This window comes from Alteriqipengyuania sp. (genome assembly GCF_964222115.1).
GTDB lineage: Bacteria > Pseudomonadota > Alphaproteobacteria > Sphingomonadales > Sphingomonadaceae > Alteriqipengyuania.
The window spans coordinates 1-20,992 of sequence record NZ_CAXQBM010000059.1; the positions used below are offsets into that span (position 1 = coordinate 1).

Annotated in this window: 19 protein-coding genes, 1 tRNA gene and 1 pseudogene; 16 read left to right on the forward strand and 5 right to left on the reverse strand. The window is 63.3% G+C overall.

From position 1 onward, the window contains the following. Window positions 1-298: 298 nt before the first annotated feature. Window positions 299-865: a cell division protein ZapA gene (gene zapA / locus ACEQXE_RS08930; RefSeq protein ID WP_370178567.1), complete on the reverse strand. Its 567-nt coding sequence runs from the start codon at window positions 863-865 to the stop codon at window positions 299-301. A 23-nt stretch (window positions 866-888) separates the two neighbouring features. Continuing rightward, window positions 889-1,086 (reverse strand): hypothetical protein, encoded by a 198-nt coding sequence (locus ACEQXE_RS08935; RefSeq protein ID WP_370178569.1) that lies wholly within the window; start codon window positions 1,084-1,086, stop codon window positions 889-891. Window positions 1,087-1,265: 179 nt separating this feature from the next. Here ACEQXE_RS08935 and tkt point away from each other — a divergent pair, with 179 nt between their 5' ends. From tkt to ACEQXE_RS08960, 5 genes are all read left to right on the forward strand, one after another. Beyond that, a complete protein-coding gene (gene tkt, locus ACEQXE_RS08940; RefSeq protein ID WP_370178571.1) occupies window positions 1,266-3,257 on the forward strand; it encodes a transketolase in 1,992 nt (663 codons plus the stop codon). Between the two features lie 18 nt (window positions 3,258-3,275). Then, window positions 3,276-4,283, forward strand: a complete 1,008-nt coding sequence (gene gap, locus ACEQXE_RS08945) for a type I glyceraldehyde-3-phosphate dehydrogenase (protein WP_370178573.1) — start codon at window positions 3,276-3,278, stop codon at window positions 4,281-4,283. Window positions 4,284-4,453: 170 nt separating this feature from the next. Next, window positions 4,454-5,662, forward strand: a complete 1,209-nt coding sequence (gene pgk / locus ACEQXE_RS08950; protein ID WP_370178575.1) for a phosphoglycerate kinase — start codon at window positions 4,454-4,456, stop codon at window positions 5,660-5,662. Continuing rightward, complete coding sequence (locus tag ACEQXE_RS08955; RefSeq protein WP_370178576.1) at window positions 5,659-6,123, forward strand: PaaI family thioesterase; 465 nt, start codon at window positions 5,659-5,661, stop codon at window positions 6,121-6,123. Before pgk ends, ACEQXE_RS08955 begins: the two co-directional genes overlap by 4 nt. Window positions 6,124-6,231: 108 nt before the next feature. Then, on the forward strand, window positions 6,232-7,125 hold the full coding sequence (locus ACEQXE_RS08960) for a fructose bisphosphate aldolase (protein ID WP_370178578.1): 894 nt from the start codon (window positions 6,232-6,234) through the stop codon (window positions 7,123-7,125). 27 nt (window positions 7,126-7,152) lie between these two features. On the opposite strand, the gene ACEQXE_RS08965 is transcribed toward ACEQXE_RS08960, so the two are convergent. Then, window positions 7,153-7,548, reverse strand: coding sequence for a hypothetical protein (locus ACEQXE_RS08965; RefSeq protein ID WP_370178580.1), 396 nt, complete (start codon window positions 7,546-7,548; stop codon window positions 7,153-7,155). An 80-nt stretch (window positions 7,549-7,628) separates the two neighbouring features. On the opposite strand from ACEQXE_RS08965, the gene thiE reads away from it, so the two are divergent. From thiE to ACEQXE_RS09000, 7 genes are all read left to right on the forward strand, one after another. After that, window positions 7,629-8,306, forward strand: coding sequence for a thiamine phosphate synthase (thiE, locus tag ACEQXE_RS08970; RefSeq protein WP_370178582.1), 678 nt, complete (start codon window positions 7,629-7,631; stop codon window positions 8,304-8,306). Next, complete coding sequence (locus tag ACEQXE_RS08975) at window positions 8,299-9,045, forward strand: M23 family metallopeptidase (protein ID WP_370178584.1); 747 nt, start codon at window positions 8,299-8,301, stop codon at window positions 9,043-9,045. The genes thiE and ACEQXE_RS08975 overlap by 8 nt, the downstream gene beginning before the upstream one ends. Before the next feature lie 531 nt (window positions 9,046-9,576). Further along, on the forward strand, window positions 9,577-10,140 hold the full coding sequence (efp, locus tag ACEQXE_RS08980) for an elongation factor P (RefSeq protein ID WP_370178585.1): 564 nt from the start codon (window positions 9,577-9,579) through the stop codon (window positions 10,138-10,140). Between the two features lie 90 nt (window positions 10,141-10,230). Then, window positions 10,231-11,052 (forward strand): inositol monophosphatase family protein, encoded by an 822-nt coding sequence (locus ACEQXE_RS08985; RefSeq protein WP_370178587.1) that lies wholly within the window; start codon window positions 10,231-10,233, stop codon window positions 11,050-11,052. A 34-nt stretch (window positions 11,053-11,086) separates the two neighbouring features. Further along, window positions 11,087-11,171 (forward strand) — tRNA-Leu (locus tag ACEQXE_RS08990). An 83-nt stretch (window positions 11,172-11,254) separates the two neighbouring features. Continuing rightward, window positions 11,255-13,060 carry an SLC13 family permease gene (locus ACEQXE_RS08995; RefSeq protein ID WP_370178589.1) on the forward strand — a complete coding sequence of 602 codons (1,806 nt, stop codon included), beginning with the start codon at window positions 11,255-11,257 and terminating at the stop codon, window positions 13,058-13,060. Window positions 13,061-13,098: 38 nt separating this feature from the next. Beyond that, entirely contained in the window at window positions 13,099-14,427 is a 1,329-nt protein-coding gene (locus tag ACEQXE_RS09000; protein ID WP_370178591.1) for an amidohydrolase, read from the forward strand. Window positions 14,428-14,498: 71 nt separating this feature from the next. On the opposite strand, the gene ACEQXE_RS09005 is transcribed toward ACEQXE_RS09000, so the two are convergent. Both ACEQXE_RS09005 and ACEQXE_RS09010 read right to left on the reverse strand, forming a co-directional pair. Further along, entirely contained in the window at window positions 14,499-14,681 is a 183-nt protein-coding gene (locus ACEQXE_RS09005; RefSeq protein ID WP_370178599.1) for a hypothetical protein, read from the reverse strand. Between the two features lie 59 nt (window positions 14,682-14,740). Further along, entirely contained in the window at window positions 14,741-16,336 is a 1,596-nt protein-coding gene (locus ACEQXE_RS09010) for an isocitrate lyase (protein WP_370178592.1), read from the reverse strand. A 162-nt stretch (window positions 16,337-16,498) separates the two neighbouring features. Here ACEQXE_RS09010 and ACEQXE_RS09015 point away from each other — a divergent pair, with 162 nt between their 5' ends. The 4 genes and pseudogenes from ACEQXE_RS09015 to ACEQXE_RS09030 form a co-directional block, all read left to right on the forward strand. Further along, window positions 16,499-17,821 (forward strand): short-chain fatty acyl-CoA regulator family protein, encoded by a 1,323-nt coding sequence (locus ACEQXE_RS09015; RefSeq protein ID WP_370178593.1) that lies wholly within the window; start codon window positions 16,499-16,501, stop codon window positions 17,819-17,821. Between the two features lie 71 nt (window positions 17,822-17,892). Continuing rightward, entirely contained in the window at window positions 17,893-18,183 is a 291-nt protein-coding gene (locus ACEQXE_RS09020; protein WP_370178595.1) for a hypothetical protein, read from the forward strand. Window positions 18,184-18,303: 120 nt separating this feature from the next. Continuing rightward, window positions 18,304-19,689 carry a TIGR03013 family XrtA/PEP-CTERM system glycosyltransferase gene (locus ACEQXE_RS09025; RefSeq protein WP_370178597.1) on the forward strand — a complete coding sequence of 462 codons (1,386 nt, stop codon included), beginning with the start codon at window positions 18,304-18,306 and terminating at the stop codon, window positions 19,687-19,689. Next, window positions 19,686-20,992 (forward strand): annotated as a pseudogene (locus ACEQXE_RS09030) (PEP-CTERM system histidine kinase PrsK); the annotation flags it as partial. The gene ACEQXE_RS09025 and the pseudogene ACEQXE_RS09030, both read left to right, overlap by 4 nt.

Here is a 20,992-nt window from a genome sequence, read left to right on the forward strand (position 1 = left end):
AGACGTGTGCTCTTCCGATCTCGAGAACCCACGCTCAGGAGAAGAGGCAATCAGCCTCTCGACTTCGCTCGAGGCGAACGGAAGCTTGGTGGAGGTAGCGGGACCACCATGGGTCGGTGCCAGGGAAATCCTCTGACGCCTAAACGTCAGGTGGGCGCCGTATACCCCGATCCCACAGCCGAACTGGTGGACCAGGGCAGGGACAGCTCCCTAGGATTGCTTATAGCCTCAGGGATATTCAACGGCTCGTGCCGGGCAGCCCCGCCAGTTCCCCATCTAGGCACTGGCCCGCGTTCTCTCAAGCGCGCGCCTCAAGCTTGTCGGCACAGGTTTCGAGAAGGCCGGCAAACCGCTCCAGCGCTGGCAGCAGGTCGGGGTCGGATGTGCCACCCGAAGTAGCGCCTGCGAACGGCAATTCCTGCATCTGCGCATCTTCGAGCCGATGCTGGAGGTCCGCACAGCGTTTTTCGAGCGTAGCGATCCGCTCCGCTTGCGCCCGCGCTTCTGCATCGTTGCGGGAATGGGCTTCCTCGCGGACCTGCTTGATGTCACGCTCCAGCCGCCCGCGTGCATCCGTGGCGGCAGATAGGGCCGCTTCCAGCCGGTCCCGCTCATGCTCGACGGCCGAGAGGCGCTCTCGCAACTGGCGCGCTTCGGGGTCTTCGCCCGGAGCCACTCCCGCCTTTTCGTACACATCGTCGGCTGCACGCAGGCAGGCGAACAAGAGATTTTGTGAGAAACGCGGAGCAACTGCCTGATAATGCTCGTTTATAGATTCCACCAACGCGCGCACGCGAGGTTCGTCCTCTGGCCCGCAGGAGATCGCGAAATCGCGCCCTCCGATGGCGATCTCGACCTTACTCATCGCTTGAGCTCATGACGTCAGCCTCACTTTTCCAGCTCGCCGATCACATGGTCGAGCTTGTCGAGCTCTGCGCGCACCATGCTCCGCAACGCTTCGTGCTGCTGCGCCAGCGCGCTGTCCGCACCGGCCCCTTCCGCCGCCGGGGAATCGGCAACCGCAGCGATCCGCGCCAGTGCCCGCTCGATCCGCTGGACCGCCTGTTCGAGCCTTTGATCTGTCATAAGCTGAGGTGTACTGCGCAAATCGTTGATCCCCAAGAGCGGCGGCGATTTTTTGGACAGCTTGGTGCGCTCATGCCTGTTTCTTCCCCGCGTTCCCTTGACCTGCGGGCTTGCCTTGTCGAAGGCACGGCGGTGATCGAATCACGGCACTCCAACGCCGCTCAGGAGTTTCCCCAGGCATGAGTCTCGACCCTGCACGCATGATCCCGATGGCCAATGCCATCAGGGCCCTGTCCATGGATGCGGTGCAAAAGGCGCAAAGTGGCCATCCCGGGATGCCGATGGGCATGGCCGATGTCGCGACCGTGCTGTGGTCGAATTACCTGAAATACGATGCCAGCGCGCCAGGCTGGGCCGACCGAGACCGTTTCGTGCTGAGCGCAGGCCATGGCTCGATGCTGCTCTATTCGCTGCTGCATCTTTCCGGCTTTGCGAAGCCGACGATGGAAGACATCGAGAATTTCCGGCAGCTCGGCAGCCCCACAGCCGGCCACCCGGAAAACTTCCTGCTGCCCGGTGTCGAATGCACCACCGGCCCGCTGGGGCAGGGCCTCGCGATGGCCGTGGGCATGGCGATGGCCGAACGGCATCTCAACGCGCAATTCGGTGACGAGCTGGTCGATCACAACACGTGGGTGATCGCGGGCGATGGGTGCCTGATGGAAGGCATCAACCACGAGGCTATCGGCCTTGCCGGCCACCTGAAGCTCAGCCGCCTGATCTGCTTCTGGGACGATAACCAGATCACCATCGATGGCAGCACCGACCTTTCGACCAGCGAGAACATCCGCGCACGGTTCGAGGCGACGGGCTGGTTCGTCAATGCGTGCGACGGGCACGACTATGCCGACATCGCTCGCGCTATCGAAGAGGCGTTGGCAGAAGATCGGCCCGCGCTGATCGCCTGCCGTACGATGATCGGCCGCGGTGCACCGAACAAGCAGGGGACCGCGGCGACGCACGGATCCCCGCTGGGTGCCGACGAAGTGGCCGCCGCGCGCGAGCAGCTCAACTGGCGCGCAGAACCATTCCAGATTCCAGACCAGATCGCGAGCGAATGGCGCTCTGCCGGGTCGCGCGGTTCCGATGCGCGGTCCAAATGGCTCTCGCGGCTCGAATCGAGCGACCACAAGGCCGCATTCGAACGCCGCATGGCGGGCGACCTGCCCGAAGGTTTCGACCTGAGCGAATTCGTCGCCGAGCTGGTTCGCGAGCCGCAGAAGGTCGCCACCCGCAAGGCGAGCGAGAACGCGCTGTCGGTTATCAACCAGCGCCTGCCCGACACCATAGGCGGATCGGCTGACCTGACCGGGTCCAACAACACCAAGACGGCCGAGTTGGGTGATTTCTCTGCCGACAATGCTGGCGGTCGCTACGTGTATTACGGGATCCGCGAATTCGGCATGGCCGCTGCGATGAACGGGATGGCACTGCACGGCGGTGTGATCCCCTATGGCGGCACCGTCCTGGTGTTCAGCGATTACTGCCGCCCCGCGATCCGCCTGTCCGCCCTGCAGGAAGCGCGCGTGATCTACGTGATGACGCATGATTCGATCGGGTTGGGTGAGGACGGGCCGACGCACCAGCCGATCGAGCACCTGCAGAGCTTGCGTGCGATCCCGAACCTGCTGGTGATGCGCCCCGGCGATGCGGTGGAAACCGCCGAGTGCTGGGAAGTGGCGCTACAGCAGAAGAAGCGGCCTACGGTGCTCGCGCTTTCGCGGCAGGGCCTTGAGCAGTTCCGTACCGAGGCGGCCGACGGCAACCAGAGCGCGCGCGGAGCCTATCGTGCGAAGGATGCCGAGGCAGAGCGTCGCGTGATCCTGATCGCGACCGGTTCCGAAATCGGCCTCGCCCTCGAATGCGCGGCAGAGCTGGAATCGCGCGGTATTGGCGCCGATGTGGTCTCGATGCCCTGTGCGGAGCTGTTCGACGAGCAGAGCCCTGCCTATCGCGACAACATCCTCCCCAATGTCGGGCCGGAGGAAATCCTGCGCGTCAGCATCGAAGCGGGCACCACCTTCGGGTGGGAACGCTACACGATGAGCAACGGACTGCGCATCGGCATCGACAGTTTCGGCACCTCGGCCCCGGCCAAGGACGCCTTCGAACATTTCGGATTCACGAGCGAGGCGATCGTATCCAAGATCCTCGCCAAGCTGGAAGCATAAGTCAGGAGAAGACACGTCATGGCGACCAAGGTTGCAATCAACGGTTTCGGGCGCATCGGGCGCCTTGTCGCACGCGCCATTCTGGAGCGTAGCGATCACGATCTGGAGCTGGTCGCGATCAACGACCTGGCCGATGCGAATGCCAATGCGCTGCTGTTCCAGTATGATTCGACGCATGGCCGCTTCCCCGGAAAGGTGACGGTCGATGGCAATGCGCTGGTCGTGGATGGCAAGAAAATCGCCGTCACGAGCGAGCGTGAGCCTGGCAAGCTGCCGCATGGTGACATGGGCGTCGACATCGTGCTCGAATGCACCGGCTTCTTCCAGTCGGTCGACGCCGCGAAGCCGCATCTCGATGCGGGTGCCAAACGCGTGCTGATCTCGGCCCCGGCCAAGGGCGACCTCAAGACGATCGTCTATGGCGTGAACCACGAGACGCTGACGGGTGACGATCACATCGTCTCCAATGCCAGCTGCACCACCAACTGCCTCGCTCCCGTGGCGAAGGTGATGCACGATACCGTCGGGATCGAACGTGGCTTCATGACCACGATCCATTCCTACACCAACGACCAGCGCATGCTCGACCAGATGCATTCCGACATGCGCCGGGCGCGCGGTGGTGCACAGAACATGATTCCGACCACCACCGGCACCGCGCGCGCTGTGGGTCTGGTGCTGCCCGAGCTCAACGGCAAGCTGGACGGGTCGTCGGTCCGTGTGCCGACGCCCAACGTCTCGCTGATCGACCTCGTGTTTACCCCCGGCCGCGACACCAGCGCCGACGAACTGAACGAAGCGCTGAAGGCGGCCGCGGCAGGCCCGATGAAGGGCGTGCTCGATTTCACCGACCAGCCGCTGGTCAGCAGCGATTTCAACCACCAGCCCGCCAGCAGCACGGTCGACAGTCTGGAAACTGCCGTTCTCGAAGGCAAGCTGGCCCGCGTGGTCAGCTGGTACGACAACGAATGGGGTTTCTCGAACCGTATGATCGACACCGCCGGCGTGATGGCGGGGCTGATCTGATATCATCCTCTCCCATTTCGGGAGAGGATAGCGCCGCTTGCCGCTATAGTGGCTAGCATAGCTTGGAGAGGGGATGCTGCACTGGTCACCCTCTCCCAACTCCGCCTAGCGAGACAGGCTCGCAAGGCTTCGTATCCCTCTCCCATCGAGGGAGAGGAGGGGACGTGATAGTGGCGAATTTCAAAACCCTCGACGATCTGTCTACCGATCTTTCCGGCAAGGTTGCGCTGGTGCGTGTCGATCTCAACCTGCCGATGAAAGATGGCTCGGCCACGGATGTCACCCGGGTCGAGGCGGCAAAGCCGACCATTCTCGAACTGTGCGACAAGGGCGCCAAGGTCCTCTTGCTCGCCCATTTCGGCCGGCCCAAGGGGCAGCGCAATTCGACCATGAGCACAAGCTATGTGCAGGGCGATGTGGCGGATGTGTTGGGCAAGGAGCTGATGTTCATCTCCGAAGTGTCTGGTCCGTCGGTGGAGCAGTCGCTCGGTATCCTGCGCAATGGCGATATCGGCCTGTTGGAAAACACGCGTTTCTGGCCTGGCGAGGAAGCCAACGACCCCGATTTCGCGAAGACCATCGCTGCGCATGGCGATTTCTACGTCAATGATGCCTTCTCCGCCGCGCACCGGGCGCATGCCAGCACAGAAGGCCTCGCGCACCTGCTTCCCGCCTATGCCGGCCGCGCGATGGAAGCGGAGCTCAAGGCGCTCGACGCGGCGCTGGGCAACCCGGAAACACCCGTTGCTGCAGTCGTCGGTGGGGCGAAGGTTTCGAGCAAGCTCGACGTGCTCGAAAACCTTGTCGGCAAGGTCCAACACCTCATCATCGGCGGCGGGATGGCAAACACCTTTCTCGCCGCGCGGGGTGCGGATGTAGGGAAGTCGCTGTGCGAGCACGACCTGGTCGGCAAGGCGAACGCGATCATGGACACCGCCGATCACGCGGGCTGCACGGTCCATTTGCCCTATGACGTCGTCGTGGCGAAGGAATTTTCCGCCAATCCTGCCAGCTTACGGACCAGCAATGTGCACGAGGTCGCGGCGGACGAGATGATCCTCGATATCGGACCGCAAGCGACCGAGGCGCTGGCCGATGTGCTTAAGACCTGCCGCACGCTTGTGTGGAACGGGCCGCTGGGCGCGTTCGAGACACCGCCGTTCGAAGCGGCAACGGTCAGCCTCGCACGGACCGCAGCCGCGCTTACCAAGGAAGGCTCGCTGGTTTCTATCGCAGGGGGTGGCGATACGGTTGCAGCGCTGAATGCCGCCGATGTCTCCGAAGATTTCACCTATATTTCAACAGCAGGTGGCGCTTTCCTCGAATGGATGGAAGGAAAGCCACTGCCCGGTGTCGAAGCGCTGAAAGGGTCCGCATGAGCGAGAACGAAGGCGTAGGCGAAGCGGGCGGCGTCGGTCTCGTCGATGTAACCGAAGGCGAGTTCGCGGGCTGGCAGGTGTGGCAGAGCGATGCGTTCGAGCAGCGCGCGGGCCCGTTCTATGAAACGATCGATGCAGATGGCACGCCGCGTATCGCCTTTCGGGCCGAACCGCGTCACATGAACGGCGCGGGCTTCATGCATGGCGGTTGTTTGATGACCTTTGCGGACAGCGCGATCTTCACCATTGCACGTCCGGCGATGGACGGCAGCCATGGCGTCACCTTGTCGCTGGCGGGCGATTTCCTCGACCCCGTGCGGGTCGGCCAGCTTGTCGAGGCGACCGGCGAGGTCGTGCGGGCCGGTGGCAAGACGATCTTCGTCGCGGGGATCGTCAGGGCCGATGGCAACCCGGTACTGCGTTTCGATGCGATCATCCGCAAGGTACGCGGCACACGCTGATCACCACCGGCAAAAGGCACGAGTAAGTCGCCTCCCAGCGGTTGCGACTTGCCTGCTGGAACGCTAAGCGCCGCGCCAAGGCATTCGTATGCATGGGACGAACACAGCATGAATTTTGAAGAGATGAAGGCGCAGATCGCCAAGGGTGACGGGTTTATCGCCGCGCTCGACCAGTCGGGTGGCTCCACGCCCAAGGCGCTGGCGGGCTATGGCGTGGCCGAGAGCGAATATTCGGGCGAGGACGAGATGTTCGCCAAGATCCACGAAATGCGCTGCCGCATCGTGGAAAGTCCCGCCTTCACCGGCGAAAAGGTGGTTGGCGCCATCCTCTTCGAAAAGACGATGGAGGGCTGCAACCCTGAAGGCATGCCGATCCCCCAGCGCCTTGCAGGCAAGGGCATCGTGCCCTTCCTCAAGGTCGACAAGGGCATGCACGACGAAGCCAATGGCGTGCAGCTGATGAAGGATATGCCGCAGCTGGGGGCACAATGCGCCCGCGCCAAGGAACTCGGCGTGTTCGGCACCAAGATGCGCTCGGTCGTGCACGAAGCGAACCAGCAGGGCATTGCAGACGCGGTGCGGCAACAGATGGATTTCGGGCTGGAAATCCTCGGCCATGGCCTCGTCCCGATCCTCGAGCCCGAAGTCAGCCTGAAGTCTTCCACCCGCGGCGAAGCCGAAGCGCATCTGCTCGCCGCCTTCCAGGAACAGTTGGAGCGTGTGCCCGATGGCCAGCAAGTGATGTTGAAGCTTACGATCCCCAGCGAGCCGAACCTGTACCTGCCGTTGGTCGAACATCCCAAGGTTCTGCGCGTGGTTGCCTTGTCGGGCGGCTATGGCCGTGATGAAGCCTGCCGCGAGCTGGCCAAGAACACCGGCATGATCGCGAGCTTCAGCCGTGCACTGCTGGAAGAACTGCGCGCGCAGATGGACGATGCGAAATTCAACGACGCGCTCGGACACGCGATCGACGAAATTTACGCAGCCAGCGTCGCGGGCTGAGGTCCGGTAAACCCGGCGGGGGCGGGCCTAGCCCCCTTCGAAAACGAAGCGATACTCGGCGGAACCGATCTGCTTTCCGGTCTGCTGTTCGGGCATGACCGAAACCAGCGTCACGGTAATGCCGCGCACCGTATGCGGCTCACCCAGTGTGAGCGGCTGCGTCTGCCGCCAGCCGATCCCGTCGATGCGCGTTTCCACCACGACGCGGCCCGCCCACACGCAGCGTGCGTTCATCGGGCAGCGGCTGTCCTCGGTCACACGCATTGGGGTGACCACGGCGCGGCCCAGCTGGACCGGCTTGAGAAGGCCCACGGCGCTTCCCTGCTGCGCGACCTCGTGCGGGGAATCGACGATGGGCGAGTTGGGCACGACTGCGCAGGCGGAGAGCGACAGTGCAGCGGCGAACAGGATGGCGTGTTTCATCGCCGGGTATCTAGCGCCCGGCATGCTTGCGGCGCGCTGAATATCGACGAACGCTGCAGGGGACGCTACCTGCGCGAGCCATGACCGATCCAAATGGCGTACCGCCGCATATCCCGACGCAGTTATACCTGATTTCCCCGCTCGATGTGGGCGGCGACTTTCCGGCCAGGTTGGGCCGGGCACTGGAGGCGGGAAAGGACCACATCACCGCATTCCAGTTCCGCGTGAAAGGATTCGAAGGGACCGCCAGCCAGCATGAAGCTGCCGCGCTCGCTGCGCCATTGCAGGAAATCTGCGCCGCACACGATGTCGCCTTCATCGTCAACGACGACATCGCGCTCGCCAAGCGGCTGAAGGCGGATGGTGTGCACTTGGGGCAGGACGATGGCACTGTGGCAGAAGCGCGCGATGCGCTGGGCATGCAGGTGCAGATCGGCGTGACGTGCCACGCTTCGCGTCATCTCGCGATGGAAGCGGGCGAGGCCGGGGCGGATTACGTTGCGTTCGGCGCATTCTTTCCCAGCACGACGAAAGATAAGGGCGACGCGGAGCGCCCCGAACCGGAAATCCTCAGCTGGTGGTCGCAGATCTTCGAACTACCATGCGTGGCAATCGGCGGGATAACGCCGGAAAACTGCGGTCCGCTCATTGCCGCAGGCGCCGATTTCCTCGCCGTTTCGGGCGCGATCTGGAACGGGGACGAGGAACTGGCCGTTAAAGCCTTCGTCGAAGCACTGGAGAAGGAAAGGCATGTTTGAGGGGCTAAAGGCCGCCAAGGCGAAGACTTTGGGCATTGTCGATCGCCTGCTGACGATCATCATCACCGCCACCATCACATCGATGGTGTGGATCGTGGCGGGTGGCAGCCTTCTCGACCTTGCAGGGTCGGACAGCCAGATCGAGAAGACACGACCAGGCCAGGTATCGCAGGGCGATACAGACATGACCGAGGAGGATCGCGTAGTCGCGAGCGAACAATCCTCCACCGATAACCCTGCGAAACGCGTGGCTACGGCGAACAAGGACGACGCCACGATGCCGAGCGACAGGGAATTGTCGCAAATGGTGATCCCGGTGCTCAACATCAGGCCCAGCGAACTGACCGACAGCTTCCTGGCAGAACGCGATGGCGGTGCGCGCTTGCACGAGGCGATCGACATCATGGCACCAAAGGGGACTTCGGTCATCGCCGCAGCCCCCGGCACGATCGAGAAAATCTACCAGTCGGAAACGGGCGGAAATTCGCTGTATATTCGCTCCGCCGACAAGGAGACGATCTTCTACTACGCGCATCTCGACAAGTATGCGCCGGGGCTGAAGGAAGGCCAGAAGGTGCGCCGTGGCCAGCGGCTCGGCGAAGTCGGCACGACCGGAAATGCCGCGCCCGATGCACCGCACCTGCACTTCGCCATCATGCGTACCACTGAAGAGGCCGAATGGTGGGAGCCGACCAATGCGATCAATCCTTTTCCCTACCTGTCGAGGCAGCAGGATTGAAGGATTGCTAGGGCCGTTCCGCACGCACCGCATCCGGCCCAGCGACCCGTCGGCCTTGCGTTCACGCAGCATGCGGGCGCCCGATCGCTCGAACATGAGGCCGCGTAGAGGGCCGGTCGTGAATGTCACCTGGTCGCCGCGCAGCAGGTAGATACCGCGCGCCCCGCGTGCCTGGTAGCTTGAAGCATTGAGGATCGCGAAATCGCTGTCGGGGATGCGATGCCAGGCAGGTCCGCTTGCATCGCCGGGCAAAGTGCACTCGTACTGGCCCAGCGGCAGCGTATCGACCCGGCCCGATTGCGGCATGGTCGGCTGCGTGGCGCCAACAAGCGCCGGTGTCGCCAGTGTGCAGAGCGCGGTCGCGGCAAGTAGCGGCGTGGTGAAGTTCGAAATCCTGTCCATGGCAGGCAATATAGTGCGCCTTACCTTGCCTGACCATGAGCGCTCGGCTAAGGCGCCGCGACCTGTTGCCCCGGTGCCCTGCCGCACCTCGACCAGGCCCCACTTCTCTTTGACCCAAGGTACGTTCCCATGAAGATCAGCGGCGTCGATATCCGCCCCGGCAATATTATCGAATATGAAGGCGGCATCTGGAAGGTCGCCAAGATCCAGCACACTCAGCCGGGCAAGGGCGGGGCCTACATGCAGGTCGAGATGAAGAACCTGCAGGATGGCCGCAAGACCAACGTGCGCTTCCGCAGCGCCGACACGGTCGAGAAGGTGCGGCTCGACACCAAGGACTACCAGTTCCTGTACGAGGATGGCGAGTTCCTGGTGTTCATGGACACCGACACATACGAGCAGATCAACCTGCCGAGCGACCTACTGGGCGATGCGCGCCCGTTCCTGCAAGACGGGATGACCGTGACGCTGGAACTGTGGGAAGAAAAGCCCATCTCGGTCGCGTTGCCCGAACAGGTCGAAGCCGAAATCGTGGAGGCCGATGCGGTGGTGAAGGGGCAGACTGCCTCTTCCAGCTACAAGCCCGCGATCCTCGACAATGGGGTGCGGATCATGGTGCCGCCGCATATCGAAAGCGGCACGCGCATCATCGTCGACGTGTACGAACAAAGCTACGTCGGGAAGGCCGGCTAAGTAACCAGCACCGTTCGTGTCGAGCGAAGTCGAGACACGTTCAGGCCAGGGTTCTCGACTTCAGCTCGAACCGAACGGAATTGAATAGAAATGCCAGTCTTACCCGGTATCATTCGCGTCATGGAAAAGGCCGCGCGGCGTGCGGGCAACCGCCTGCGGCGCGACTTCGGCGAGATCGAGCACCTGCAGGTAAGCCGCAAGGGGCCTGCCGATTTCGTCAGCAAGGCAGACATGCGTGCCGAACGCTCGCTGTATGACGATCTGCTGCAGGCGCGCCCAGGCTGGGGCTTCCTTCTGGAAGAGGCCGGCGAGATCAAGGGCGAGGACGAGAATGCGCCGCGCTGGGTGATCGACCCGCTCGACGGGACAAGCAACTTCCTCCACGGCATTCCGCACTTCGCGATCTCCATCGCCGTGCAGGAGCGCAAGCTGGACGGATCGGGCTGGGGCGATGTGACCGCCGCAGTCGTCTACCAGCCGATCACCGACGAAACCTTCTGGGCCGAGAAAACGCGTGGTGCGTGGCTGCACGACGGGCGCCTTCGCGTCTCCTCCCGCTCGCGCCTCAGCGATGCCCTCGTGGCGACCGGCATGCCCTTCCAGGGCCACGGCAATTTCGCTGAGTGGAGCCGGATTTACGGGGCGCTCGGCCCCGAGGTTGCGGGTGTCCGTCGCTTTGGTGCCGCCTCGCTCGACCTTGCATGGGTCGCTGCCGGGCGTTTTGACGGGTTCTGGGAAAGCGACCTGCAACCTTGGGACACTGCGGCAGGGTGCCTGCTGGTGCGCGAAGCGGGCGGTTTCGTGACCGATTACCGCGGGCGCAGCGAACCGGTCCTGCACAAGCAGGTGCTGGCCGGGAACGACGGATTGCATTCCAAGATGCACAAGATCGTGGCGAACAGCTTGCGCTAACGCCCTCGCGCACATTATGGCGCGCGGACGAGATGCCCCTGTGGTGGAATTGGTAGACGCGCTCGACTCAAAATCGAGTTCCTTACGGAGTGCCCGTTCGAGTCGGGCCAGGGGCACCACATCTTTCGGCTGAAAATACGCCGGTTTGCGCGTATGGTGCATTGCTAAGGCATACCGCGGAACGCTATCGCTTGACGCAGCGATGATCGAACCTCCTTCCTTTCACGCGATCGCCGCGATGATCGTGACGATCGCGATGTTCTTCGGCTTCGCGCGCAGCAAGCTATCGACCGAAATCGTCTCGCTGCTGACTATCGCCGTTATCGCGGTGTTCCTCTATTTCTTCCCCTTGCCGGAGATGAAGCCGACCGACGGGCTGGCCATCGCGTTCTCCGGCTTCGGCCATTACGCGCTGATCACGATCTGCGCGCTGATGATCATGGGGCGCGGGCTGGTGGTCACCGGCGCGCTGGAGCCCGCCGCGCAATTGCTGGAGCGGCTGTTCAAGTGGAACCTGCAGCTCGGCCTGCTGATTTCGCTGGTCGCGGCAATGGCGCTGTCTATGGCGGTCAACGATACGCCGGTACTGGTCCTGCTGCTGCCGATCTTCGTCAGCCTCGCCGCGCGGGGCGCGCTGCCTGCTTCGAAAACGCTGATCCCGCTGAATGCGGCGGTGCTGATCGGGGGGATGGCGACGACCATCGGCACTTCGACCAATATCCTGGTCGTATCGATCGCGAGCGACCTCGGCCTGCCGGAAATGGGGGTGTTCCACTACACGCCGATCGTGCTGTTCGCGGCCGCGATTGCGCTGCCCTACCTGTGGCTCGTCATGCCGCGCCTGCTCAAGGATAACCGGACGGAGGACACGCGGGTCCGCCGGCGGTTCCAGGCGCGGTTGCGGGTGAGCGAGGATGGTCCGCTGACAGGCGAGTTGCTGTCCGACGTGCTGCCCAGGCTTTCCGAGAGCGTGACCGTGCATGATCCGCCGATCGGGCGTTTGCAGCCCCAGCAACGCTTGCTGATCTCGGGCACGCAGGAAGGGATCGAGGACGCGATGCGGACCTTGCGGGGCGAGGCCGCGCCGGACTGGGTCCTGTCCAAGATCAAGCGTGAGGCGGCAGCGCGCGACGAGGATGTTATCGTCGTCGAAGTGGCGGTGACGGGCGACTCCCGGCTCCTGGGGCGCACCTTGCCAAGTTCGGGAATCGCAGACCGGTATGGTGTGGCGGTGCTCGGTGTCCATCGGCCGGAACGCTGGTCGAGCGGGCAGCGCCTCAAGGGCGATTATGCCGAAGGCGATCTGCGTTTCGCGGAAGGCGATGTGCTGATGGTCACAGGCCTGCGCGCCAACCTGGAAGAATTCGCGCGTGCGGACAGCCTGCTGATGCTGGAAGGGATGCGCGAGCTTCCCCGCAGGTCCAAGGCGGTGATGGCGGCCGTGATCATGGGCGGCGCGATCTTCACTGCATCCATCGGCCTGTTTCCGATTGCGATCTCTGCACTGGCCGGTGCGATCCTGATGTTCGTAACCGGGTGCGTCAAATTCGACCGGGTCGGCCGGGCGCTCTCCGCCAAGGTAATCGTGCTGGTCGCGGCGAGTATTGCGGTCGGCGCGATTGTGGAATCGAGCGGCGCTGCCGCGTGGCTTGGCGCCACGCTGTCGCTCGGACTATCCGCGCTCGCACCCGCACTCGTCCTCGCCGCAGTCATGCTGTTCGTCACCGTGCTGACGAACTTCGCTTCCAACGCGACCGCCGCAACGGTGGGCACGCCGATCGCATTCAGTATCGCGACCGAGCTGGGCCTCCCGCCAGAGCCGCTGGTGCTGGCTGTGCTGTTCGGGTGCAACCTGTGCTATGCAACGCCCATCGCCTACCAGACGAACATGCTGATCATGGGCGAAGGATCTTACGAGTTTGCGGACTATATCCGCACCGGCGTGCCGCTGGTGCTGCTGATGGTGACGACGCTCTCCATCCTGCTGGTGTTGACTTATCAGCTCTAGCGTCAGCAAATGCCCGCCTGACTTTGGGGGGTATTGGCATGAAGTTCGGATTTCTTAGCACTATCATCGGCACGGCCCTGCTCGCGTCCGCGCAGGCACGGGCGCAGGATGACAGCCTGAAGGCGGGCATCGCCGAAGACATGCCCGAACTGATGGAGCTCTATCGCGATCTTCATGCCAACCCCGAACTGAGTTTCGAGGAATTCGAAACCGCGGCGAAGTTGGCCGCGCGCATGCGTGCCCTCGGCTTCGAGGTGACCGAGGGTGTCGGCAAGACCGGCGTCGTCGCGGTGATGGAGAACGGGGAGGGGCCCACCGTCCTCCTGCGGGCGGACATGGATGGCTTGCCGGTGGTCGAGCAGACGGGCCTGCCCTTTGCCTCGACCGTCACGGCGACGCCTGCCTCTGGCGTCGAGACGGGCGTGATGCACGCCTGCGGCCACGATACGCACATGGCGGGCTGGATCGGCGCGGCGCAGCAGTTGGTCGATCACAAGGACCAGTGGAGCGGCACATTGGTGATGATCCTGCAACCGGCGGAGGAACTTGGGCTAGGTGCGCTCGCCATGCTGGAGGACGGCCTGTACGAACGCTTTCCCAAGCCGGATTACACGATAGCATTCCACGACGCTGCGCAGTTTCCCGCAGGGATGATCGGGTTCGCGCCGGGATATGCGCTCGCCAATGTGGACAGCGTGGACATCACGGTGAAGGGTGTCGGTGGGCATGGTGCGTACCCGCAATCGACCAAGGACCCGGTCGTGCTCGGCAGCGCCATCGTGATGAAGCTGCAGACGCTGGTCAGCCGTGAGCTTTCCCCGCTGGAACCGGGTGTCGTGACGGTTGGCAGCTTCCGCGCCGGGGCAAAGCACAACATCATCTCCGACGAAGCGAAATTGCAGCTGACCGTGCGCAGCTACACCGATAAATCGCGCAAGCTCCTGCTCGACGGGATTGCACGGATCGCCCGGGGCGAGGCGATTGCCGCGGGCCTGCCCGACGACCTGATGCCGGTGGTGGAAGTGGAGGAGCCCTATACGCCATCCACCTACAACGATCCCGAATTCACCGACCGGCTGATGACCCATTTCGAGGATCGCTTCGGCTACGAGAAGGTGGTGAAGGTGCCCAGCGTGATGGGGGGCGAGGATTTCGGCCAGTTCCGCCGTGCCGATCCGCAGAACATCCAGTCGCTGATCTTCTGGGTAGGCGGCGTTCCCCAAGCCGAATTCGAAGCGGCGCAGCGGGGTGAAAAGACGCTGCCCTCGCTGCACAGCCCGTTCTGGGCGCCCGATGCGGAGAAGGTCATCGCGACCGGTGCGGAAGCGCTCGCGTCTGCGGCGATGCAGCTGATGCCGCGCGGCTGAATGCCCTCGAAAAGAAAAGCGGGCGTACCGGAATGTCCCGATACGCCCGCCCTTGGCATCCTCTCGCGCAGTTATTCCGCGTCGGGGACGTAGGTGCCCAGCCGGTGGTGGAGGGCGTTGATCTTCGCCAGCTCCTCGCGATCCTCGGTTGCCCGCGCATGGCTGGCAAGCGCAGCCCGCAGCAGGCGGAAATCCGCAGTCGAGAGCAGGGCGCGTGCCCGGCCTGGTTCGGTCTTCGGCGTTTCTTCTGTCATCGTGGTCATCCTCGTTCTCCTAAAGCAGCCCTTGAGCCGCCATCCGGTTCCCGCCGTTATCAGGCGGCGAACTGGTTCATGGTGTTGTCTTTGCCGCCCGCTTTCAGTGCGGCCTCACCGGCAAAGTATTCCTTGTGGTCGTCGCCGATATCGGACCCGGCCATGTTCTGGTGCTTCACGCAGGCGATCTGCTGGCGGATTTCCTCGCGCTGCACGTTCTTGACGTAGCCGAGCATCGCTTCTTCACCGAAGTAGCGCTTGGCGAGGTTGTCCGTGCTCAGCGCCGCCGTGTGGTAGGTCGGCAGCGTGATCAGGTGGTGGAAGATACCCGCACGCTTCGCGGCATCGGCCTGGAAGCTCTGGATCTTCGCGTCCGCTTCCTGGGCAAGCTCCGTACCGTCGTAGTCCACGCTCATCAGTTTGGCGCGATCGTACTGCGACAGGTCGCGGCCTTCCTCCTGCCAGGCATCGAATACCTGCTGGCGGAAGTTCAGCGTCCAGTTGAAGCTGGGCGAGTTGTTGTAGACCAGCTTTGCGTTCGGCACCGTCTCGCGGATCTTGTCGACCATCTCGGCGATCTGCTCGACATGCGGCTTCTCGGTCTCGATCCACAGCAGGTCGGCCCCGTTCTGGAGCGAGGTGATGCAGTCGAGCACAACCCGGTCCACGCCCGTTCCGGCGCGGAACTGGTACAGGTTCGACGGCAGGCGCTTGGGCGCCATCAACTGCCCGTCGCGGCTGATGAAGACCTGCCCGTTGCCAATATTGGCCGGATCGACCGGTTCTGCGTCGAGGAAGCTGTTGTACTGGTCACCCAGGTCGCCCGGCTCCTTCGAGTAAGCGATCTGTTTGGTCAGGCCTGCACCCAGGCTGTCCGTCCGCGCAACGATGATCCCGTCTTCCACACCCAGTTCGAGGAAAGCGTAGCGGATCGCGCGGATCTTCTGGAGGAAGTCCTCGTGCGGTACGGTAACCTTGCCGTCCTGGTGGCCGCACTGCTTCTCGTCGGAAACCTGGTTCTCGATCTGGAGCGCGCAGGCACCGGCTTCGATCATCTGCTTGGCGAGCAAGTACGTTGCCTCGGCATTGCCGAAGCCCGCGTCGATATCGGCGATGATCGGAACCACGTGGGTTTCGTAATTGTCGATCTGGCCCAGCAGGCGGTGCGTGGTGACCGCATCGCCCGCCTCCTTGGCGGCGTCGAGTTCGCGGAACAGGCCACCCAGTTCGCGGGCGTCGGCCTGCTTCAGGAAGGTGTAGATTTCCTCGATCAGTGCCGGGACGCTGGTCTTCTCGTGCATCGACTGGTCGGGCAGCGGCCCGAACTCGCTGCGCAGCGCGGCGACCATCCAGCCCGACAGGTAGAGGTAGCGCTGCTTGGTGCTGCCAAAATGCTTCTTGATCGCGATCATCTGCTGCTGGCCGATGAACCCGTGCCATGCGCCCAGCGACTGGGTGTATTTCGTGGGGTCGGCATCATAGGCTGCCATGTCTTCGCGCATGATCTTCGCGGTGTATTTCGCGATGTCGAGCCCGGTGCGGAAACGGTTCTGCAGGCGCATACGCGCAGCCGATGCGGGGTCGATCGCGGCCCATGCATGGCCACCATCGGCTATACGGGTCTGCAGGTTCTCGATTTCTTGTGCGTAGGTCATGGGGAAACTCCGTCCGATATGTATTCGTGACACCGCAGATACGGTGGAGCGTCAGGATCGGACAGGGATGTTCACAAGCTAACTTGTCTGTTATCGCTTAATCGGAGCGAAACGCTTGTGTGATTGTAATAAAATTTACAAGCACCAATAAGGTCCGATGTCATGAGCGAACCCTCTCTTTATGCCGGTGCAGCCCTCAGGCGCCTGCGCAGGCGTGAAGGGCTGACACAGGCAGCGATGGCGCAGCGCCTGTCGATCTCGCCCAGCTACCTTAACCTGATCGAGCGCAACCAGCGGCCAGTGACCGCGCGCGTCGTCCTGCAACTGGTCGATGAGTTCGATTACGATCCACGTGCACTGCAAGAGAATGCCGCGATCGGCGGGATCGACGGGCTGGCGCGGCGTCTGGCTGACGAACGCTTCGCCGACCTGGGCATCGACCGTGCGGAAGTGACCGAATTCCTCGCGGCGGCTCCCCTCGCGGCAGCGGCGTTCTCCCGCCTGTTCGACGAAGGCGGCGGGCCGCGGGCCGATACGGTGTCGATGGAGGCCGAGGTGTGGCGCGCGATCGAGCGGTGGCGCAACCACTTTGCCGATCTAGACGAAGCGGCGGAAAACCTGGCCGACGAGCTACGCCTGACCCGCGCCGATATTGGTGCCGCACTGACCGATTACCTGCGCGACCGGCACGATCTCGCCATCCGGTACCTGCCGCGCGCGGTGTTGCCAGAGACCAATCGTCGGCTCGACCTGCATGCCCGGCAGGTGCAGCTCTCCGAAATGCTGACTCCTGCCGCGCGCAACCTCGCGCTCGGCATGCAGATCGCCGCGCTCGAATACCGGGAGATGATCGCGAATATTGCGGGCGGCGCCAGCTTCGATCACCCCGGTGCGCGGGACGCGTTTGCTGGCTACCTGCGCGGATATTTCGCGCGAGCACTCCTGATGCCCTATGGGCGGTTCATGCGGGCTTGTGATGCGACAGGTTACGATCCGGTCGTGCTTGCGAGGCGCTTCGGCACCGATGTGGGCGAAGTCGCACGAAGGCTGACGACACTGCAGCGGGTGGGGCAGCGCGGCCTGCCCTTCTTCGCCGGGCGGGTCGATCCGGCGCTCCAGCTGGTCGAACGGCTGCTGGGGGCGAGCGAGACGAGCATGCTCGACAGGCGACCGGCATGTCCGTTGCTTCAATCGCAATCGAGCGCGCCATGGCATGCGCAGGCCGTGCTGATGGAAGATGGCGCTCTGGGCCCGCAGCACTGGGTCGTCGCCCAAATCGCGGCCCCGGCCGTGGCCGACGAACCGCGTAGCGATGTCATGTTGCTGGGGATCGAGGCACGCTTCGCGGACAATTTCTCGCTCGCCAAGGGCATCTCCCTGCGCCCCGAAGACGCAATGCCAATCGGCCCCGGTTGCCGGATGTGTCGCCGCGTAGAGTGCCCCGCGCGATCATTGCGCGGGCCTGCACAGGCACCGGTTGACTAACCGCAAAAAGGGAACCCGGCTCGCGGTTGCGCTTTTTGCAAATCAGGAATGATATAGAGGGGCGCAAAGCCATGACCGAAGAACGTATTACCGAACATACCGACGAAGCCGGTAACACCCACACCACGCACACGGTGGTGACCGATGGCGAAAAACACGGCGGCGGTGGCAGTACGATCCTGCTCATCATCCTCGCCGTGATCGCGATCCTCGTCGCGGTCTACTTCTTCAGCAACATGAGCAATGCCGAGGTCGCCAAGGACAATGCGATCGGCGATGCCGCCACGCAGGTCGGCGATGCCGTAAATGATGCCGGCGAGGCAGTGGAAGACGCCGCAGACCGCGTCGCGCCTAGCGAATAGGGGAATTCCGCCGCCCAATGGCGGTGTAAAGTTTACCGACATTTCATCACTCGCGCGTAAGCCGGGCACCAAGTCGAATTTCGCGAAGCCTCGCGAAAAATTGGGGCCCGGCACGCTGCGATGATCCGCCTTTTCAAGCACTACATTCCGCACACGGTGCTGCTGTTCGGGCTGTGCGATCTCGCGCTGTTGCTGCTGGCGGGCGATCTTGCCTGGCATATTCGTGCCGCGCAGATCGGAATGGATGCCGGGGACTGGACCGAACGCGTGCTCCCGATCCTGGGATTTACGCTCATCTGCTCACTCGCGATGGTCGCAATCGGGCTTTACAGTCCCGAGGCGCTGCGCAGCCCGCGCTATGCCTTCGCACGCAGCCTTGTGGCTCTTTCTCTCGGCGGCGTCGCGCTTGCGGTGATCGACTTCATGTTGCCGACCATGGGCTTTTGGCGCTCGACCCTACTCTATGCGCTCGGGCTTGCGGCAGTCATGATCGGGATCATTCGCGTCGGCCTGAGCCATGCGGTGGACCGCGAGCGCTTTAAACGCCGCGTGGTGGTGCTGGGTGCGGGTAGCCGCGCTGCCCGGCTGAAGGCCCTTTCCGCGCAGGAAGACAGCGGCTTCGTCATCACGAGCTTCATCGCAATGAACGAGGCGCATCGGATTCTGCCCGAAGCAATCTCGCGCGATCAGATTGCCGATCTGGGTGCCCATGTCGCGCGGCAACGCGGAGCCGAACTGGTGCTGGCACTGGAAGAGCGCCGCAATGCCCTGCCGTTGGCGGACCTCCTGCGTGTGCGCACGCGTGGCATCCCCGTGCACGAGGTATCGAGTTTCCTTGAGCGGGAAACGGGCCGCGTCGATCTCGACACGCTCAATCCCAGCTGGCTGATCTTCTCCGAAGGCTTCTCGGCAGGACGGCTCTGGTCGAGCATTGCGAAACGCAGTTTCGATATTGCAGTCGGCACGTTGCTGCTGATCGTGTCCCTGCCTGTCATCGCGCTGTTCGCCGTGCTGGTGAAGATCGACAGCAAGGGACCGGCCTTCTTCCGGCAGCAGCGCGTCGGTCTGTATGGTCGGCCGTTCTGGGTACTCAAGTTGCGCTCCATGCGCACCGATGCGGAGAAGGACGGTGCCAAGTGGGCGAGCGAGAACGATCCGCGGATCACCCGGCTCGGTCGCTTCATCCGCAAGGTCCGCATCGACGAGCTGCCGCAGACATGGAGCGTCATCAAGGGCGAGATGAGCTTCGTGGGTCCGCGCCCCGAGGTGCCGCATTTCGTCAACGATCTGGAAGACAAGCTGCCCTATTACGCCGAACGGCACATGGTGAAGCCGGGCATCACCGGTTGGGCGCAGATCAATTACCCCTATGGGGCCAGCATAGAGGATGCGCGCCACAAGCTTGAATACGATCTCTACTACGCGAAGAACTACACGCCGTTTCTCGACCTGCTGATCCTGCTGCAGACGCTCCGGGTGATCCTGTTTCCGGACGGTGCCCGATGATTTCGGTAAGCGAAGCCTGGGACATCGTCAGCCTGGCCAGCAACACGGCCTGTGCCGCCGCTTGCACAATTGGTGCAATCTGGCTTGCGCGGCGCCCGTCGTCTTGGCGCAAACAGCGCATCGCCGGGATTCTTGCGCTGCTCACGACAGCCTTGTGGGCCGGCGTGCTCGCCGCGCTGGGCACCGAAAGCCTCGGCACGGCAGCAGCTGAAAGCATTCGCAACCTTTCGTGGCTGGCGCTGCTGAATGCGCTGTTTGCGGGCGGAGTAGACCGCGAGAGCGCGCAGCGCGTGAGGTTCGTGTTTGCAAGCCTGGTGTTTGCGGAGCTTCTACAATGCGCCGTGCTCGCCGCCAGCGGACCGCTGAACAGCGGTGCAAGTTTTGCAGAAGCGGCGCTGCGCGTGTCTGCGCTGTTGCATATGCTGGTGGCGATTGGGTCGCTGGTGCTGCTCCACAACCTTTATATCGGCGCTTCGCAACAGGATCGTTCAGGCACACGCTGGGTGGCGCTGTCGCTTTCCGCACTGTGGGTGTTCGAGCTCAATTTCTATGTCGTGACATGGTTCACCGGGTATTTTCCCGGCCAGATCGCGGAACTACGCGGATTGATCGTGGGGATCGCTTTCGTGCCGCTGGCAATGGCACTGGGCGCGGATGTGCGCCGCCTGCGCTTCCAGGCTTCGCGCCATGTGGCCTTCCGGTCGCTCTCGCTACTGCTGATCGGGGGATACCTGCTCGCGATGGCTGGCGTTGCTCGCCTGCTGAGCGCGCTCGATGCGGATGGAGCACGACTTGCGCAGGTCGGCTTCCTGGTCGCGGTGCTGACCGTGGCTGCGCTGTGGCTGCCTTCGACCCGTTTCCGCGCATGGCTCAAGGTCACGGTGCAGAAACACCTCTTCAGCCATCGCTACGATTACCGCGCCGAATGGCTGCGGCTTGCCGATACGATCGGGCGCGGGACGGAGGAAGGCGATGGCCTCCATTTGCGGATTCCCAAGGCGCTGGCAGATATTACGGAAAGCCCGTCCGCCGCGCTGTTCCTGATCGATGCCGATGGCACGCTTACGCTGGCCGAAAGCTGGCGCTGGCCGACACTTATCGACGAGGCGCAGGCTCTGCCGTCCGAGATCACCAGTTTCATGGCCTCCCAGGATTTCGTGATCGCTCTGGACGAATGGCGCGCGGGCAAGTCCGCTGCGGGCGAGACCGAGCTTCTGCCAGCATGGCTCGATGGCGACAGCACGGCGTGGGCGAGATCGGAAGAGCACACGTCTGAACTCCAGTCACTCTCATGCATCTCGTA

What these genes read in the sequence shown, in the direction of transcription:
- zapA (WP_370178567.1), bottom strand. Translation starts at nt 865, where the DNA reads ATGAGTAAGGTCGAGATCGCCATCGGAGGGCGCGATTTCGCGATCTCC.
- ACEQXE_RS08935 (WP_370178569.1), bottom strand. Translation starts at nt 1,086, where the DNA reads ATGACAGATCAAAGGCTCGAACAGGCGGTCCAGCGGATCGAGCGGGCA.
- tkt (WP_370178571.1), top strand. Translation starts at nt 1,266, where the DNA reads ATGAGTCTCGACCCTGCACGCATGATCCCGATGGCCAATGCCATCAGG.
- gap (WP_370178573.1), top strand. Translation starts at nt 3,276, where the DNA reads ATGGCGACCAAGGTTGCAATCAACGGTTTCGGGCGCATCGGGCGCCTT.
- ACEQXE_RS08955 (WP_370178576.1), top strand. Translation starts at nt 5,659, where the DNA reads ATGAGCGAGAACGAAGGCGTAGGCGAAGCGGGCGGCGTCGGTCTCGTC.
- ACEQXE_RS08960 (WP_370178578.1), top strand. Translation starts at nt 6,232, where the DNA reads ATGAATTTTGAAGAGATGAAGGCGCAGATCGCCAAGGGTGACGGGTTT.
- ACEQXE_RS08965 (WP_370178580.1), bottom strand. Translation starts at nt 7,548, where the DNA reads ATGAAACACGCCATCCTGTTCGCCGCTGCACTGTCGCTCTCCGCCTGC.
- thiE (WP_370178582.1), top strand. Translation starts at nt 7,629, where the DNA reads ATGACCGATCCAAATGGCGTACCGCCGCATATCCCGACGCAGTTATAC.
- ACEQXE_RS08975 (WP_370178584.1), top strand. Translation starts at nt 8,299, where the DNA reads ATGTTTGAGGGGCTAAAGGCCGCCAAGGCGAAGACTTTGGGCATTGTC.
- efp (WP_370178585.1), top strand. Translation starts at nt 9,577, where the DNA reads ATGAAGATCAGCGGCGTCGATATCCGCCCCGGCAATATTATCGAATAT.
- ACEQXE_RS08985 (WP_370178587.1), top strand. Translation starts at nt 10,231, where the DNA reads ATGCCAGTCTTACCCGGTATCATTCGCGTCATGGAAAAGGCCGCGCGG.
- ACEQXE_RS08995 (WP_370178589.1), top strand. Translation starts at nt 11,255, where the DNA reads ATGATCGAACCTCCTTCCTTTCACGCGATCGCCGCGATGATCGTGACG.
- ACEQXE_RS09000 (WP_370178591.1), top strand. Translation starts at nt 13,099, where the DNA reads ATGAAGTTCGGATTTCTTAGCACTATCATCGGCACGGCCCTGCTCGCG.
- ACEQXE_RS09005 (WP_370178599.1), bottom strand. Translation starts at nt 14,681, where the DNA reads ATGACAGAAGAAACGCCGAAGACCGAACCAGGCCGGGCACGCGCCCTG.
- ACEQXE_RS09010 (WP_370178592.1), bottom strand. Translation starts at nt 16,336, where the DNA reads ATGACCTACGCACAAGAAATCGAGAACCTGCAGACCCGTATAGCCGAT.
- ACEQXE_RS09015 (WP_370178593.1), top strand. Translation starts at nt 16,499, where the DNA reads ATGAGCGAACCCTCTCTTTATGCCGGTGCAGCCCTCAGGCGCCTGCGC.
- ACEQXE_RS09020 (WP_370178595.1), top strand. Translation starts at nt 17,893, where the DNA reads ATGACCGAAGAACGTATTACCGAACATACCGACGAAGCCGGTAACACC.
- ACEQXE_RS09025 (WP_370178597.1), top strand. Translation starts at nt 18,304, where the DNA reads ATGATCCGCCTTTTCAAGCACTACATTCCGCACACGGTGCTGCTGTTC.